Here is a 14,666-nt window from a genome sequence, read left to right as displayed (position 1 = left end):
CAGTGCGTACAGCCGCACATTTTTACCGTCGGTATCGGGTAATACGGGAATAGCTAAGGCAGCTATGAGTGGGAACGCAATAATCGCAGTGAGCCAAGGAAATTCAGAGATCATAGATAGGCGATGAGGATCGAAGAGGATACTGCACTGCTAGACAATGACGATATCCGATGTATAGGTATAAATACTCATTATCTCAATGATATACCTTGTCAAGATTAGTGGCAAGTCGTAACTAAAATTTACAACTTTTAAAATACCGTTACTCTAGCGTACCCTTTTTCGATCGCATATTTGCTGTATTTACGATCGAAACGCCGCAGATCGCCGTAAGATCGGCAGTGGTTCATCTGGCTTGCACTATGTCACCATCTACCTCACTGCGCTCCCGCTCCGCAACTATTTGGCAATCGCCAACGCTGAAACTAGTTAAGATCTATGGCGGCTTGAGTGCGATCGCGTGTTTGATGTTATTTCCGTTGCTGTGGTTATTGAGTACGGCGCTCAAATCAGCAGATGAAAATATTTTTCAATCGCCACCCCAATTATTTCCCATTCATCCGACTTTCGAGCATATTATTAGTGTCTGGCAAAGTAATGATTTCGGACACTATTTATTCAATAGTAGTGTGGTGGCGATCGCCAGCGTGATTATCAATGTGATTTTTAGTGCCTTAGCTGCTTATCCCTTAGCCAGACTAGAATTTAAAGGCAAAGAGCTGATTTTCACGATCGTAGTTTCGACGATTATGATTCCTTTTCAGATCGTGATGATTCCGCTATATATTATCGCCGTTAACTTGGGTTTAGTGAATACTTATTTGGGCGTGATTTTACCTAATCTAGCTTCCGCTTTTGGGATCTTTTTACTCCGCCAAGCCTTCCAATCCGTCCCCAAAGAACTCGAAGAAGCGGCGCGAATGGATGGGTGCTGGGAGATTGGGATTTGGTGGAGTGTGATGTTACCTGCGATTCGTCCTTCACTCGTCACGCTGGCAATTTTTGTCTTTATCGGTGCCTGGAGTGATTTTCTATGGCCATTAATCATCCTACAAGATGATGCTTATTACACGCTCCCGCTGGGAGTCGCCAAGTTAGCCGCTGGTGCCTTTGGATTGAATTGGCGATTAGTAGCGGCGGGTGCGATAATTTCGATCGCGCCTGTATTAGTCTTGTTTATGTTTGTCCAGCGGTATATCGTACCGACTGCTACTAGTAGTGGGGTGAAGGGATAGGGAATAGTGGATAGTGAATAGTGGATAGTGAATAGTGGTTACGTTAAAAGCCCCGACTTCTCGGCAGAAGTCGGGGTTTTTAAAAATCTTTTAACCCTGATAAGGTCGATCGATCCGATCGAGTGATACATTATATTCAAACGGCATCCGACCGGGATCTTTACGGGGTTCGGCAGCATAACCGACTGGTAATACTAGCGCGATTGCCAAATCTGGATCGTTTTCGGCACCGATAACAGCTTTGACTTTTGCTTCGCTCCAGCCGTTCATCATGCAGGTTGATAAACCCAGACTCTCAGCCGCCAGCGTCGCATGAGTGGCGGCAATCATCGCATCCTTAATCGCATACTCCCTAGCCTTGTCACCAATTGCCGCAGCAAATTCCGGCACCGCCTTCTGGAAATAAGCAGCAGTACCTTCACTCCAAGCACCTGTCTGGATGCCTTGTTGAATAATCGGCGTAATATCTTTCTCGCCAGCCTTAATATCGGCAGCAAACACCAAATTAATCGGTGCTTGAACGATTTGGGGTTGATTGAAACAAGCTGCGCCTAAAGCCGCTTTTTGGTCGGGATCGGCGACGATAATAATCCGCCAATCCTGGATGTTGTAGCTACTCGGAGCTGCTACAGTCAGTTCGATCAGTTGGCGCAAGAGTTCGGGCGCGATCGGGTCGGGTTTGAAACTTTTGATCGATCGGCGTTGTAAAATTGCGGTTGGGACATCTAATGGCATAAGGTCTGAAGTTGGAGGTACAGGTTACATCTTAGCGGGTAGTCAATCCCCGATCGAGCCTTGATGAGATTGGAAGTAGGAATTATGCTCGATCCTATAATAATCGATCGATCCTTCGTCCCGCAGCCAACGCGATCGCAGTAAATGGTAGGCGAAGAGATAGAAATAGTAATTTTCCCGAATGGGAAGTGGAGATTTGAACTATGAAACCTGACTTTAATGTGATGACGAAAGCGGAATTACGTGCTTATGTCCTAAAGCATAGAGAAGATACAGCAGCTTTTGAAGCTCTAGCCGATCGTATTTATGCCAATCCCAATCCTCAATGGTATCAACCAGAAGACACCGAAAAGATCGTCGATCTAATTCAAGCTTTTAAACAGAGTAAGCTCAATGATTAAAGCGGTGGGCACTGCCCACCCTACTTTTTTGCTAAGCCTTATTTAGTTTTTGGTGTAGAGATACTTGGCTGACGCTGAGCGATCTCAATTAACAATCGCAATGCTTCATTCACTGCATCAGCAGTCGGGAACATCTCAGCTACATCTGGCTCCAATCGAACTACTTCACCGAAACTTTTTCGTCCAGATCCTAGTTTTCTAACTCTTAAACTCTTCAAGTCATATTCTGGCAACAGGTCATCTTCTAATTCTAAATCATCCTTCTTCATAAACTTTCCTCTCAGTACGGGTTACTTCTCTGGCACTAATTAGGCGAATTAAGTTTCCTCTTTCTGTATAGGAGGCTATTAACAAACGTCTTTGACTCGACTCCCCCACAATCAGATAACGATCTTCCTCATCAGAACGTGCTGGATCGTAAAAATCAACGTAGAGTGGATCGTCAAAGACTGTTTTTGCTTCCTCAAATGAGACTCCATGTTTCGATAGGTTGCTTACCGCTTTATTTTCATCCCAATCAAATCTCATACCCTAATGATGAACTAATAAATCTCTACGCGCAAATGCCCTCCTCTGCGCAGGCAGACGCTGTACCTACGGTAGGCTTCGCCAACGCGAACGGAGGGAAACATGCGACTATTCTTAGCTATAGGCATCCATCGGCAGGCAAGAACAGACTAAATTCCTGTCGCCATAAGCTTGATCGATCCGCCCTACTGCTGGCCAGAACTTATAATCCTGCAACCCAGGCACAGGGAACACCGCTTGCTCCCGACTGTAGGGACGATCCCAATTCGCATCAACTAGATCGACGATCGTGTGTGGCGCATTTTTCAGGGCGTTGTTTTGCTTATCCACATTACCGATTTCGATTTCGCGGATTTCTTCACGGATGGCGATCATTGCATCGCAGAACCTGTCGAGTTCCACTAATGATTCGCTTTCGGTGGGTTCGACCATGACTGTTCCAGCGACTGGCCAAGATACAGTTGGGGGATGGAAACCATAGTCGATTAGGCGTTTGGCGATGTCATCGACTTCGATTTCGGCGGTCTTTTTGAACTCGCGGAGGTCGAGGATGCACTCGTGGGCAACGAAGCCGTTGCTGCCTTTGTAGAGGACGGCATAGTGATTTTCGAGTCGTTTGGCGATGTAGTTGGCACTGAGGATGGCAACTTCGGTGGCTAGTTTCAGACCCGCTCCACCCATGAGGGCGATGTAGACCCAGGAAATCGGTAAAATGCTCGCGCTACTCCAGGGGGCGGCGGAGACTGCGCCGATGCCTTGTTTGCCGCCCATTGGGATGACTTTGTGGGTGGGGAGATAGGGGGCTAGATGTGCCATCACGCCGATCGGCCCCATGCCGGGGCCGCCGCCACCGTGGGGGATGCAGAAGGTTTTGTGGAGGTTGAGATGACAGACATCTGCGCCGAAGTCGCCGGGACGACATAAACCTACTTGGGCGTTGAGGTTGGCTCCATCCATATAGACTTGTCCGCCGTATTCGTGGACGATCGAACAAATCTCGACGATCGCTTCTTCAAATACGCCGTGGGTGGAGGGATATGTCACCATGAGGGCGGCTAATTTGTCCGCATGTTTGGTGGCTTTGGCGCGGAGGTCTTCTACGTCGATATTACCATCGTCATCACACGCGATCGGGACTACCTGCATCCCTGCCATAACTGCGCTGGCGGGGTTGGTACCGTGGGCGGATTGGGGGATGAGACAAATATTGCGATCGATATCGCCGCGTTGTTGATGGTATTCGCGGATGACGAGTAATCCAGCGTATTCGCCTTGGGAACCCGCATTTGGTTGGAGGGAGATCGCGTCGAAGCCAGTAATTTCCGCCAACCAGCGTTCGAGGTCGTTAAATAACACTTGATACCCTTGGGCTTGTTCGACGGGTGCGAAGGGGTGAATTTGCCCGAATTCTGCCCAGGTGACGGGTACCATCTCGGAGGTGGAATTCAGCTTCATCGTGCAGGAACCAAGCGGAATCATCCCGTGGGTGAGGGATAGATCTTTGGATTGCAAGCGGGTGATGTAACGCAGTAGCTCGGTTTCAGAGTGATAATTTTTAAAAACTGGGTGAGTAAGGTACTCGGAGGTGCGGGCTAATGTCGATGTTTGGATGCTGGATGTGGAGCTACTAGTTTCGATTTCGGAGTAGGTGAAGTCGAGTGCTTTATCGCCAGCAAAGATTCGCCATAGGTCGATCGCATCGGCTGGTGTGGTGGTTTCGTCAAGGGAGATCCCCATATTATTAGCATCGATCGATCTCAAGTTAATTTGTTGAGATTTTGCTCGTTCTAAAATTTCCGCAGCGTTACCAGTTACCTTTACTTGAAGGGTGTCGAAATAGGGTGCATCGCCGATCGAGTAACCTAATTTAGTCAAGCCAGTAGCGAGGGTAGTAGTGAGATTGTGAATGCGGGTGGCGATCGACCTTAACCCATCTGCGCCATGATAAACCGCATACATGCCTGCCATAATTGCCAGCAGCACTTGGGCGGTACAAATATTACTGGTGGCTTTATCGCGGCGGATATGTTGTTCGCGGGTTTGGAGCGATAACCGCAGGGCAACTTTACCCCGTTTATCTTTGGACACGCCGACCAATCGACCGGGGATTTGCCGCTTATAGGCATCTTTGGTCGCAAAATAGGCAGCATGAGGACCACCATAACCTAATGGTATCCCGAAACGTTGCGTATTTCCGACGACGATATCTGCGCCGAATTCTCCTGGTGGTTTTAGTAAGGTGAGGCTGAGAAGATCGGCGGCGACGGTCACTATTGCCCCTGCTGTGTGCGCCCGATCGATTACTTCTGCATAATCATAAACAGCCCCATCGGTAGCAGGATATTGCAATAACATCCCAAATATTTCTTGGCTGAAATCGATGTTTTTGTGGTCGCCAACTACGACTTCAATTCCTAATGGAATAGCACGGGTTTTAATGACGTCGATCGTTTGCGGATGGCAAGCTTCAGACACCCAGAATGTATTGAATTTGGTCTTCTGAATGCCATAACTCATGCTCATGGCTTCGGCTGCTGCCGTGCCTTCATCGAGGAGCGAGGCATTCGCGATCGCCATCCCCGTCAGATCCATGATTGCGGTCTGATAATTGAGTAGAGCTTCGAGTCTACCCTGCGAAATTTCTGGTTGGTAGGGCGTATATTGAGTGTACCAACCGGGGTTTTCTAAGATATTGCGTTGAATGACTGTCGGGGTAATGCAATTGGCATAACCCATCCCGATATACGAGCGAAAGATTTGATTTTTAGCAGCAATTTGTTTGAGCTTATTTAAGACAATATATTCGCTCGAAACTGTCTCAATTGCTAATGGTTGCTGAGATTTAATGGCGGCGGGAACTGTGCGATCGATTAGCTCATCCAAACTGGATACACCGAGTATCCCCAACATCTTATCGATATCTGCGGGTTGTGGCCCAATATGTCGCTGAATAAACTCAGCATTTGTCCTCACATTGATGGCAGGATGAACGTTTTTCGCCTGAGTAAATCGAGTTGGAGATTGAGTCATGTCGATTGGGAATTGGGAATAGACGGTTGGGTATCGATCCACCTGCACAACGATCGCGTCAATTACAGATCGTCAATAATTCTATACATTTATCAACTGTAATAGATCTAGGTGAGTTTGGGTATCAGCAATTCATCGAGATTGGCTCTCCTGAATTCATGGGAAAAATAGCTAAATTTTGGTAGATAGCTCGTCGGTGAAATGTCTACTGATGACAAACTGCTTCTAGCTTATAGCCGTCAGGATCGATGACGTAGGCAGCATAATAATTAGGATGATAGTTGCTCCGAATTCCTGGCGCACCATTATCTTTGCCATTATGTGCCAAGGCGGCTTGATAAAAAGCATCGACACTCGCACGATCGATCGCTTTAAAAGCTAAGTGTTGGCGTTCGGGAACTACCGTATCTGCTTTGCCAGCATACAACCAAAAAAACATTTGCCCGTAAGCCGCAATTCCGGGGATTGCAAAAGAACGTTGAATGCCTAATGCTCCGAGGACGTTATCGTAAAAGGCAGTCGATCGATCGAGGTCGGTAATATAAATGGAAATGTGGTCTAGCATCAGAAATTGTGCGATCTATTTTATTTCAAAATTACGATAATTAACCCTCGACTTTCGATCGATATTCCGCAGCGGAATAGATCCCAGCAACTTCGGTAGCATCTGCTACTGCAATTTCGAGCAGCCAGCCATCCGTATAAGGATCGGTGCTAATGATTTCTGGTGCTTCGATGGCCTTATCGTTACGCTTAATTACTTTGCCACTAATTGGGGCTTTGAGATCTTCGACTGCTTTGACAGACTCGATCGATCCAAATGCACTACCCTTGGCAATCGTGTCGCCTACTTCGGGCAATTCGACAAAGACAATATCGCCTAACTGATCTACTGCAAAGGCACTCACGCCGATTTTGGCGATGTCTCCGCTGAGATCTACATACTCATGGGTATCTGTGTAGCGTAAATTATCGGGATATTCTAAGCTCATTGTGCGTACTCCGATCGACTTTATGCTCTAGCATAGCGATTTATGGCTCTTCGGCGTAACCTTTCGTTCCGAAAGTAGAGATTTATCAGCGACGATCGATATCAATGTGCAAATCAGAGCATAATTGGATGAAGTCGCGCGTCCGGCTTGGGTATAAGCACTCAAAGCACCCAAGACAATAGTCATTCGGCTGTTCTGGGGCTAGTAATAGCGGAATCAATCGATCGATTAATTCTGTCTTAAATGGTGGGTGGGCGGTAGCAAGACGCTGAATACTCGATCGAATTGCCGATCGCATTTCTGGCAGTGCGTGGGTGACTAAGTGAGAATTAATTCAATGCGCGCGAGCGAGATATCGTCTGCTAATTGTCCGAATAGTTGGACGCCAACTACCCGTACTGAATCTACTGGCGATGCGAGTAAAGCATCGATTAAACCGGATGGTAAATCGCTAGTTGGTGTCTGATGATTGAGTCATATTTGTGCTTCACAGGTTTGCATCCGCAACCCAACCTACAGATCCGTGTACTGAGACAATTCTAGGTTAAGTTCCTCAGAAGAGGCTCGCGGGAACGAGCGTGAGTAAAAATCGTTAAGGTTTACAGATCGTTGCGAGCGATGTCTTGAGGTCGCTTGCGGCGGCATAATGGGCTTGATACTCTTGTAACTGCTGACAACCTTGAGTATATGAATCCTCTAGGCTCAGATATGCCCGTTCCAACTTAGTTAAGTTCCAAAACCTCATCACGCCATTTCTATTGACAGCGATGAATGTTTTGCTATCGGGGCTAAACGCTAAACTCAAGCCATTAAAACCTTCAAGCGTGCGACGTAACTCGCCATTGCGACTCCAAAACTTGATGGTACCATCATCGCCAGCGGTGGCAATTTCTTGAGAATTATGACTAAATTGAATGTCGACGATCGATTCCCGATGTCCTTGATAAGCATTCAATAATTTACCGTCATCAACATCCCATAATCTGACCATACCATCGATACCCGCAGCGGCGATCGTTCGACCATCGGGACTAAAATTGATTTGACGCAAAGTTTTCGGTTTTTGACCGCGATCGTTTAAAATCCGTACAGTTTTAAAATCGGTAGTGCGATGCAGTTCTACCCCAGCGCTAGTAATTACTGCTAGATAACGACCGTCCGGACTAAAGGTCACTTTCCACGTCCAATGATCGTTATTGAGGATCGAAAACTCTTTCAATAGTTTACCATCTTTAACATTCCAAATCTTCAGTTTACCATCGTCCCCGACAGAAGCTAAGTACCGGGCATCGGGACTATAGCTAACATCATAGGCAAAGTTATCATGCTTTAATGTCCGTACCAAACTCCCATCTGCCCAGTTCCAAATTTTGATAGTATTATCTTCACTAGCTGAAGCGATCGAAGTTTCATCGGGACTAAAACTCAAGCCATAAATCCAATCTTTGTGAGCGTTAATAGTTTTGATAAGCGTGCCATTGGCTTGCCAAATTTTAATTGTTTTATCCGAACCTGTGGTCGCTAGATATTTGCCACTAGGACTATAGATTACTTTCTGGACTGCGAACTGACTGGCACTAGTATTGCGTTCGAGAGCAGGATCTGGCTCCCAGAGCGTTACTTGATAATTAGCAGCAGCAAGGGCAATCCGACTACCATCAGGACTATAATCAAGCCCTTTATATGCCGATTGAGCGACAACAATCGTGGTAAGTAAAATATTGCCCAATTCGTTCATAGTTAGAGTAACAGTTGGACTGGCGAGAATCCGATCGAAATCCCATAGCTTGAGCGTACTGTCTCCAGATCCAACTGTCGCTAGTTGGCGATTATTAGGATTGAAGGTTATGAAAAAGGCATCATTATGAGCGAGATTGACAGTTTTCTTGAGTTGAAACTTATCGCCCACAATTTTCCAAACTTTCAAACTTTTATCGCTACCACCGCCGCTAGAAACTAGCCATTTACCATCGCGACTAAAGGAAATTGAATATACCCAATCTTGATGACCTCTCAAAATTTTAGGACTGAGATTGGTTTGCCAGTCCCAAACTTTAATCGTTGTATCGGTACTAGCTGCGGCAAGATATCTACCATCAGTGCTAAATTTGAGATCGCGAAAACTATGAGTGCGATCGCTAGGGTTGGCTAGATCGTCTGGAAACTTCAAGATTTTAACTATTTTACCGCTGCTAATTTTCCAGATAATTACTTCAGCATCTTGAGAATCGGTATTAGTTGCCGCAGCGATATATTGAGAGTCTGGAGTGATGGCAACTCGAATAAATTTATCGCTGCTATTACGTCGCTCCAAGCTAGGAGTTAATTTTTGTCCTTGCGGATTCCAGACTCTCACTTGAGGATTGTCGCCAACAGTCACGATCTTTTGACTGTCTCGATCGATCGCCAGATCCATTAAGGCATGAGGATGGGGAACAGAGCGTAGTAATAGCCCATTTGGTTGCCAGATTTTTAGAGTATTGTCTTTACTAACCGAAGCAATAAACTTCCCATTCGGACTATAACTAACTCCTGTAACTGTATTGTTATGCTTGAGGCGATTGCGTTCGAGCGTACCATGAATAGCGTACTGAAGATTGGTTTTGATATCTAACTGTAACTGCTGCAATGCTGCCTTGCTTAATAACTGTTTTTGAGCTTGAAATAATTGAGTAGCTTCTAATGTACCGACCAAAGTTTCGAGCGTATTTTTAGATGTATCTGACTTAATTAATGCCTGATTGAGAGCATTTTTAGCGGTAATTGTCGCAACTTGAGCATTTTCTTTCTCTCGGCGAGCTTCAGCACCTAAGAATAAAGCACATAGCGCCCAGAGAATCGCAATTCCGGATATCAACCAGAGTTGTTTGATTCGTTGTTGGAGGATTTCTTGATTGGCTTCATGGCTGCGCTGTTCGCGACAAGCACTGAGAAATCGATCGTCTAAATTACTCAAGCTTTTGCCTGTAGACCAAATTAGGGCTTCTGCTAGTGCTTTACCTCGCAATAATCGAGATTTATCTTGTTTATTTGATTCGAGCCACTCGGCTAAAGCGGCACCATAAGGACGGAGATTTGCTAATTGCTTGTCTACCCATTCGGGATCGAAGATCGTCGCGTAAATAGCATTACTTACCTGCAATCGATCGCCAACTTTAATCACGATACCAGATAGTTGTAGCTCCTGTTCTTCGGTGCGATCGCCGCTGGTAATTCCCCGACGATCTAAAGCCTGTTGATATAATCCGAGCAAACTACCCGATCGCATTTCATTAGCAGTCAATCGCGTCGCAATAGTTTTGAAATGAGTAGGATTATCTTTACTTTCCCAATCGGTAATAAGTTCGGCGGTGACAAGTCGATCGATTGCCGTTTTTGGATCGCCCCGGTGGATGAATTTATTTTGCTTAACTAAGAGGTAGCACAACTTTTGCGTCAAAAAAGGTTGTCCGCCCGTCCAGTGTAAAATTTGAGCTAACACGGCTTGCGGATCGTCAGCGAGATCGCGCAAGCCAACAGCCAGCGGTGTAGCTTCGGCGATCGTAAAGCCACTTAACTCGATCGCCCGACCGATATTAAACGGCGTACGTCTTTTATCATTAATTAAGTTGGAGGGTGTTGCTACCCCAATAAGTGCAAAAGTCAAGCGATTGTAGTCGGGATTTATCGAGCGTCGATCGTAGCAACTTCTAATCAGTGCAAAAAAATCATCGGTAGAGAAATCCAGACTTAACGTGCTATCGATCTCATCGATAAAAATGGTAATCGGCACCGTTGTTTCGGGCAACAACACCGTTTCAATTAACTCAGCCAATCGTTGAGATGGCGAAAGAAACTCGCGCTCCAACCACCAACTTTTCATAAACTGGAGCGGATTGGCTAGCTTAAAATCTTTAATTAACGTGTAGGCAATCCCGGCATACCATTGTTCGGGCTGGATATTCCCACTCCCCCGTCCCGACACATCGATCGTCGTACAAGCTACCCCTTCACTGCGGAGGCGATGCAGCGTCCGTACCAGTAAGCTTGTTTTACCCATCTGGCGCGAATTGAAGACATAGCAAAAATCGCCAGCTTTTAAACCAGCATAAAAATCGCGATCGGCTTGTCTGATGACGTAGCTAGGCGCATATTCCGGTAAACTTCCCCCAACTCTATATTCATAGGGTTCATTCTCTACCATGTTTATCAATCGAGCTACGTGGAGATCTCTAGTTATCTAACTCTATCAAACCACAGCCAGATCGGAGTTAAGACCGCTAAATATCGAGTTGTGATTTAGTTAGCATCGAGTTACGATTGACTTCCGAGTCCGATCTGACTAAAATTAATCCATAACATTCAGTGTGGTACATTTCCTCAACTGGCGATCGATCGTCAGATATGTTCGATCCTAAATTGAAAGTTGGTTGGTATATTAAACATTTAGGAGAGACCGATGCCACGCTCAGTCAGACTTCGGGCAGATGTGATGGGGAAGGTGCAAACGATCTTTCACAATAACTTTTTTTGTCAGAAGGACTTAGCTGATGAGGCTCAAGTCGTCTCTTCGACGATTAGCAATTTTCTCAATGGCAAACCGATCGATCGCCGGAAGTTTCAAGATATCTGCGAAAAATTGGGGATCGAAGACTGGCGTGCTCTAGTTCAAAAGCCGCAGGGAGGAGATGGGCTTGCACTGAGCGGAGCCGAAGTGGAGACGGGGGGACGGGGAGATGGGGAGACGAGGGAACTGGGGGACAGGGAGACGGGGGGAGCGGAACAATCTCTAGGGGTACCTTCTTCGCTAACTGACATTCCAGTGACAAGTGTAGCGATCGAAACTCCAGAAGGCTCTGTGCCGCTCAATTCTAGCTTCTACATCGAGCGATTGCCGCAAGAAGCTTATTGCCGAGCGGAAATTTCTAAACCCCACGCACTGATCCGACTCAAAGCACCGCGCCAGATGGGGAAAACTTCGATGATGATGCGATTGCTGCATCAAGCCGAACGTCAAGGCGATCGAACCGTATATCTGAGCCTAGAACATGCACCAGAAGTGGCGATGAGCGACGCCGATCGATTCTTGTACTGGTTTTGTGCCAGTGTGTCACTCAAAGCTCAACACAAGTTTCAGCAAGAAGACTATGGCAGTCTCACGATGATGGTGGGTGGGACTCTCGGTACTCAGGAATATTTTGAGAGTTATTTACTGCCCGATTTGGGAGTCCCGCTGACGATAGGCTTAGATGCGATCGATCGGCTATTTGATTTTCCCCATCTTTACACCAACTTCTTTAGCCTATTACGCAGTCTCCATGAAGCGGGCAAACATACCGAAATTCTGGCTAAACTGCGACTGATTATCTCCCATGCAGCGGAAGTATATATCCCGCTCGATATTAACCAATCGCCATTTAATGTCGGCATTAGTATCGAAGTTAGTGAGTTTACCCGCGATCGCATCGAGTTACTCGCCGCCAAACATCAGCTAAACTGGACGCAGAAAGATTGCGATCGACTGATGAGCATCATTGGCGGACATCCCTTTTTAGTCAGACTAGCCATGTTTGAAGTAGCTCGCGATCGCATCGATTTGAATACGCTCATCGATACTGCCAGCAGCCGTCAGGGCATCTTTTATCAACGTCACCTCGCCCGTCTCGAAACTACCCTCAATAGTTACCCAGACTTACTCGCAGCACTGGCAAATGTGCTTAGCTCTACTGAAGGCGCGATCTTATCCCCTCGCCTAAAAGGCAGACTTGAAGGATTGGGACTAGTGAAATTTGATGGTGAATTCGTCGTACCCAGATGCGAGTTGTATCGCCAATATTTTAGCAACCTCGCTACAAATGCAACTAAATCATAACTAAATAGTAGCAAAAACAACTCTTTACGGAATTCAGCGGCGCGCGGTGTTTAATCATACATATCAGCCCTCACACCGCACCGTCATGTTCAGATACATTATCTCCTCGCTTACTCTCGCCTCCCTCCTCTTCGTTACCGCTACTAGCACTCGTGCCGAGCTAGCACCTGACGCCCTGACAATTCGCAGCAACACATCGGCACCTGCTGTCCGCCATCAACCGAGACAACTGGCTACCAATAGTCAGAGATCGATGGGCTACGTCAAAATGGGGCTGGATGCCCAGAAACAAGGCAATCCGAATCAAGCTCTAGAATATTACTACCAAGCCGTTAAAACCGACAACACCAACGCAGTCGCTTTTCTACTTGCTGGCAGCCTTTTAGGGGAGACTGACGATGGGATTGCCTGCATCAAAGCAGCTATGCTCCTCTTCCAAGTCCAAGAAAATCAAGAAGGGTACGAATTGGCAGTAGCTTGGTTAAAGGCACACAATATCGCTCCATAAAGCCTGCAAATCGAGCGCGGGTTGAGGATAAATCTGCCCAAGCTGCATATTTTTGGAGACTCTACCCAGAAAGATATTTAGGGGGAATACTCGTCGATTCTTCTGCCTATGTCGATTTTTATCCAATTACTATCGACAAATATGAAATTAATAACATCAAAACCAGAAATTGAATTTACTAATCTCAACTCGCAACCGATCTTAGATCTGCGGTTTTGCAACCTCAAAACACTCCCAGAAAGTATTAGCGATCGCCAAAAACTAATCGAGCTATCTTTACTTAATAATCAGTTAATTAGTATCCCTAGCTGGATTGGCAATCTCGTTAATTTAACTAGTTTATCGTTAAGCAATAATCAATTAACTAACCTGCCAGCTAGTCTCGGCAATCTAACTAATTTACAATGGCTGTATATCGGCTCAAATCGGTTAACCGCGCTGCCAGCTAGCATTGGCAACCTTTCAAAGCTAACTAGTCTCAGCTTGCGAGACAATCACCTCACGACCTTGCCTGAGAGCATCGGCAACCTCTCGAAGCTAACCTGCCTGCATCTCGATCGCAATCAATTATCCAGCTTGCCAGATCGCATTACTAAGTTAGTAAATTTAACCGAACTCAATCTGAGCGATAATCAATTAACCAACCTACCTACAGCTATTGGCAATCTAACTAATTTAGTTAGATTGAATCTCACTGGGAATAAACTTACTCATCTTCCTGAAAGTATTGGCGAACTAATTAATCTCACTGAAATTCAAATTAATGGTAATGAAATAACAGATCTATCGATACTCCAAAACTTACCAAAATTGCAAATCGTCCGCTGCGGGGGTGTGAGTTTACCGCGTCGGTATTGGTGCGACCTCGATCGGTTAAACCCGCAGTGGTTACTCACTGAAAATCGGAGCGAACTCCGCCGGATCTTAATCGATCGGATCGGTTATCTCCAAATCTACAACCACTTTGGGGCGATCGTCCAAGATACTTGGCGACAATATACTCTACTCAAAACCCGACGGTTTCAGTCATTCGAGCGCGAACCGATGGTACTGCTCAAAATGGTTTGTCCCTCTACCACCCACATTCATATTTTACGCGTACCACCGACGATAATCAGTGCCGAAGCCGCGATCGTCTGGGTCAATCAGGGCATCCATCCCGATGAATTTGCAGTGCAAACTTGAGTCTCTAAGCCAACTCCAGCAACCGAACCCCTAGATGCGGATATTACACCGCCCCAATAATGAGAGACTGCTTAATATTTAGTTACAATAGAGAAAAGCGAGCAAAGAATCGCTCGTAGACTCAGATTTAGAGGTCGTTGGAATGAATGGTATCCGAGTTGGTTCGTTGTTTGGTATCCCTTTCTATATCAATCCCACCTG

General features: G+C 46.1%; 14 protein-coding genes. 6 read left to right on the top strand and 8 right to left on the bottom strand.

Annotated features, from left to right (window positions below):
* Positions 1 to 467 precede the first annotated feature (467 nt).
* The gene (locus RMO35_RS19925) at positions 468 to 1,235 is read left to right on the top strand and encodes a carbohydrate ABC transporter permease (protein WP_309743506.1); all 768 of its coding nucleotides are present in this window, start codon (positions 468 to 470) and stop codon (positions 1,233 to 1,235) included.
* 90 nt (positions 1,236 to 1,325) lie between these two features.
* Here the strand turns inward: RMO35_RS19925 and RMO35_RS19920 are convergent, their stop codons facing one another.
* Positions 1,326 to 1,970, bottom strand: coding sequence for a nitroreductase family protein (locus RMO35_RS19920; protein ID WP_309743504.1), 645 nt, complete (start codon positions 1,968 to 1,970; stop codon positions 1,326 to 1,328).
* Between the two features lie 203 nt (positions 1,971 to 2,173).
* Here RMO35_RS19920 and RMO35_RS19915 point away from each other — a divergent pair, with 203 nt between their 5' ends.
* The gene (locus RMO35_RS19915; RefSeq protein ID WP_309743502.1) at positions 2,174 to 2,371 is read left to right on the top strand and encodes a DUF6887 family protein; all 198 of its coding nucleotides are present in this window, start codon (positions 2,174 to 2,176) and stop codon (positions 2,369 to 2,371) included.
* Between the two features lie 38 nt (positions 2,372 to 2,409).
* On the opposite strand, the gene RMO35_RS19910 is transcribed toward RMO35_RS19915, so the two are convergent.
* The 6 genes from RMO35_RS19910 to RMO35_RS19885 form a co-directional block, all read right to left on the bottom strand.
* Positions 2,410 to 2,640, bottom strand: coding sequence for a hypothetical protein (locus RMO35_RS19910; protein ID WP_309743500.1), 231 nt, complete (start codon positions 2,638 to 2,640; stop codon positions 2,410 to 2,412).
* Positions 2,627 to 2,899, bottom strand: coding sequence for a BrnT family toxin (locus tag RMO35_RS19905; protein WP_309743498.1), 273 nt, complete (start codon positions 2,897 to 2,899; stop codon positions 2,627 to 2,629). Before RMO35_RS19905 ends, RMO35_RS19910 begins: the two co-directional genes overlap by 14 nt.
* A gap of 114 nt (positions 2,900 to 3,013) precedes the next feature.
* A complete protein-coding gene (gcvP, locus tag RMO35_RS19900; protein ID WP_309743496.1) occupies positions 3,014 to 5,929 on the bottom strand; it encodes an aminomethyl-transferring glycine dehydrogenase in 2,916 nt (971 codons plus the stop codon).
* Positions 5,930 to 6,134: 205 nt separating this feature from the next.
* Positions 6,135 to 6,494, bottom strand: a complete 360-nt coding sequence (locus RMO35_RS19895; protein ID WP_309743494.1) for a VOC family protein — start codon at positions 6,492 to 6,494, stop codon at positions 6,135 to 6,137.
* A gap of 40 nt (positions 6,495 to 6,534) precedes the next feature.
* Positions 6,535 to 6,921, bottom strand: coding sequence for a glycine cleavage system protein GcvH (gene gcvH, locus RMO35_RS19890; RefSeq protein ID WP_309743492.1), 387 nt, complete (start codon positions 6,919 to 6,921; stop codon positions 6,535 to 6,537).
* An 85-nt stretch (positions 6,922 to 7,006) separates the two neighbouring features.
* The gene (locus tag RMO35_RS19885) at positions 7,007 to 7,219 is read right to left on the bottom strand and encodes a hypothetical protein (RefSeq protein WP_309743490.1); all 213 of its coding nucleotides are present in this window, start codon (positions 7,217 to 7,219) and stop codon (positions 7,007 to 7,009) included.
* Between the two features lie 39 nt (positions 7,220 to 7,258).
* On the opposite strand from RMO35_RS19885, the gene RMO35_RS19880 reads away from it, so the two are divergent.
* Positions 7,259 to 7,387, top strand: coding sequence for a hypothetical protein (locus RMO35_RS19880; protein ID WP_309743488.1), 129 nt, complete (start codon positions 7,259 to 7,261; stop codon positions 7,385 to 7,387).
* A gap of 126 nt (positions 7,388 to 7,513) precedes the next feature.
* Here RMO35_RS19880 and RMO35_RS19875 read toward each other — a convergent pair whose 3' ends face one another.
* On the bottom strand, positions 7,514 to 11,104 hold the full coding sequence (locus tag RMO35_RS19875; protein WP_309743486.1) for an AAA-like domain-containing protein: 3,591 nt from the start codon (positions 11,102 to 11,104) through the stop codon (positions 7,514 to 7,516).
* A 255-nt stretch (positions 11,105 to 11,359) separates the two neighbouring features.
* Here RMO35_RS19875 and RMO35_RS19870 point away from each other — a divergent pair, with 255 nt between their 5' ends.
* The 3 genes from RMO35_RS19870 (at position 11,360) to RMO35_RS19860 (ending at position 14,465) form a co-directional block, all read left to right on the top strand.
* Entirely contained in the window at positions 11,360 to 12,772 is a 1,413-nt protein-coding gene (locus RMO35_RS19870; RefSeq protein ID WP_309743484.1) for an AAA-like domain-containing protein, read from the top strand.
* An 85-nt stretch (positions 12,773 to 12,857) separates the two neighbouring features.
* Positions 12,858 to 13,280: a hypothetical protein gene (locus RMO35_RS19865; RefSeq protein WP_309743482.1), complete on the top strand. Its 423-nt coding sequence runs from the start codon at positions 12,858 to 12,860 to the stop codon at positions 13,278 to 13,280.
* A 141-nt stretch (positions 13,281 to 13,421) separates the two neighbouring features.
* Complete coding sequence (locus RMO35_RS19860; protein ID WP_309743480.1) at positions 13,422 to 14,465, top strand: leucine-rich repeat domain-containing protein; 1,044 nt, start codon at positions 13,422 to 13,424, stop codon at positions 14,463 to 14,465.
* The last annotated feature ends 201 nt before the right edge of the window (positions 14,466 to 14,666 follow it).

It is taken from the genome of Chamaesiphon sp. OTE_20_metabat_361 (assembly GCF_031364565.1).
This window is presented reverse-complemented; position numbering and strand designations above follow the sequence as displayed.

Excerpts from the sequence above, each read along its gene's own strand:
- RMO35_RS19925 (WP_309743506.1), top strand. The coding sequence starts at position 468 with ATGTTATTTCCGTTGCTGTGGTTATTGAGTACGGCGCTCAAATCAGCA.
- RMO35_RS19920 (WP_309743504.1), bottom strand. The coding sequence starts at position 1,970 with ATGCCATTAGATGTCCCAACCGCAATTTTACAACGCCGATCGATCAAA.
- RMO35_RS19915 (WP_309743502.1), top strand. The coding sequence starts at position 2,174 with ATGAAACCTGACTTTAATGTGATGACGAAAGCGGAATTACGTGCTTAT.
- RMO35_RS19910 (WP_309743500.1), bottom strand. The coding sequence starts at position 2,640 with ATGAAGAAGGATGATTTAGAATTAGAAGATGACCTGTTGCCAGAATAT.
- RMO35_RS19905 (WP_309743498.1), bottom strand. The coding sequence starts at position 2,899 with ATGAGATTTGATTGGGATGAAAATAAAGCGGTAAGCAACCTATCGAAA.
- gcvP (WP_309743496.1), bottom strand. The coding sequence starts at position 5,929 with ATGACTCAATCTCCAACTCGATTTACTCAGGCGAAAAACGTTCATCCT.
- RMO35_RS19895 (WP_309743494.1), bottom strand. The coding sequence starts at position 6,494 with ATGCTAGACCACATTTCCATTTATATTACCGACCTCGATCGATCGACT.
- gcvH (WP_309743492.1), bottom strand. The coding sequence starts at position 6,921 with ATGAGCTTAGAATATCCCGATAATTTACGCTACACAGATACCCATGAG.
- RMO35_RS19885 (WP_309743490.1), bottom strand. The coding sequence starts at position 7,219 with ATGCGATCGGCAATTCGATCGAGTATTCAGCGTCTTGCTACCGCCCAC.
- RMO35_RS19880 (WP_309743488.1), top strand. The coding sequence starts at position 7,259 with ATGCGCGCGAGCGAGATATCGTCTGCTAATTGTCCGAATAGTTGGACG.
- RMO35_RS19875 (WP_309743486.1), bottom strand. The coding sequence starts at position 11,104 with ATGGTAGAGAATGAACCCTATGAATATAGAGTTGGGGGAAGTTTACCG.
- RMO35_RS19870 (WP_309743484.1), top strand. The coding sequence starts at position 11,360 with ATGCCACGCTCAGTCAGACTTCGGGCAGATGTGATGGGGAAGGTGCAA.
- RMO35_RS19865 (WP_309743482.1), top strand. The coding sequence starts at position 12,858 with ATGTTCAGATACATTATCTCCTCGCTTACTCTCGCCTCCCTCCTCTTC.
- RMO35_RS19860 (WP_309743480.1), top strand. The coding sequence starts at position 13,422 with ATGAAATTAATAACATCAAAACCAGAAATTGAATTTACTAATCTCAAC.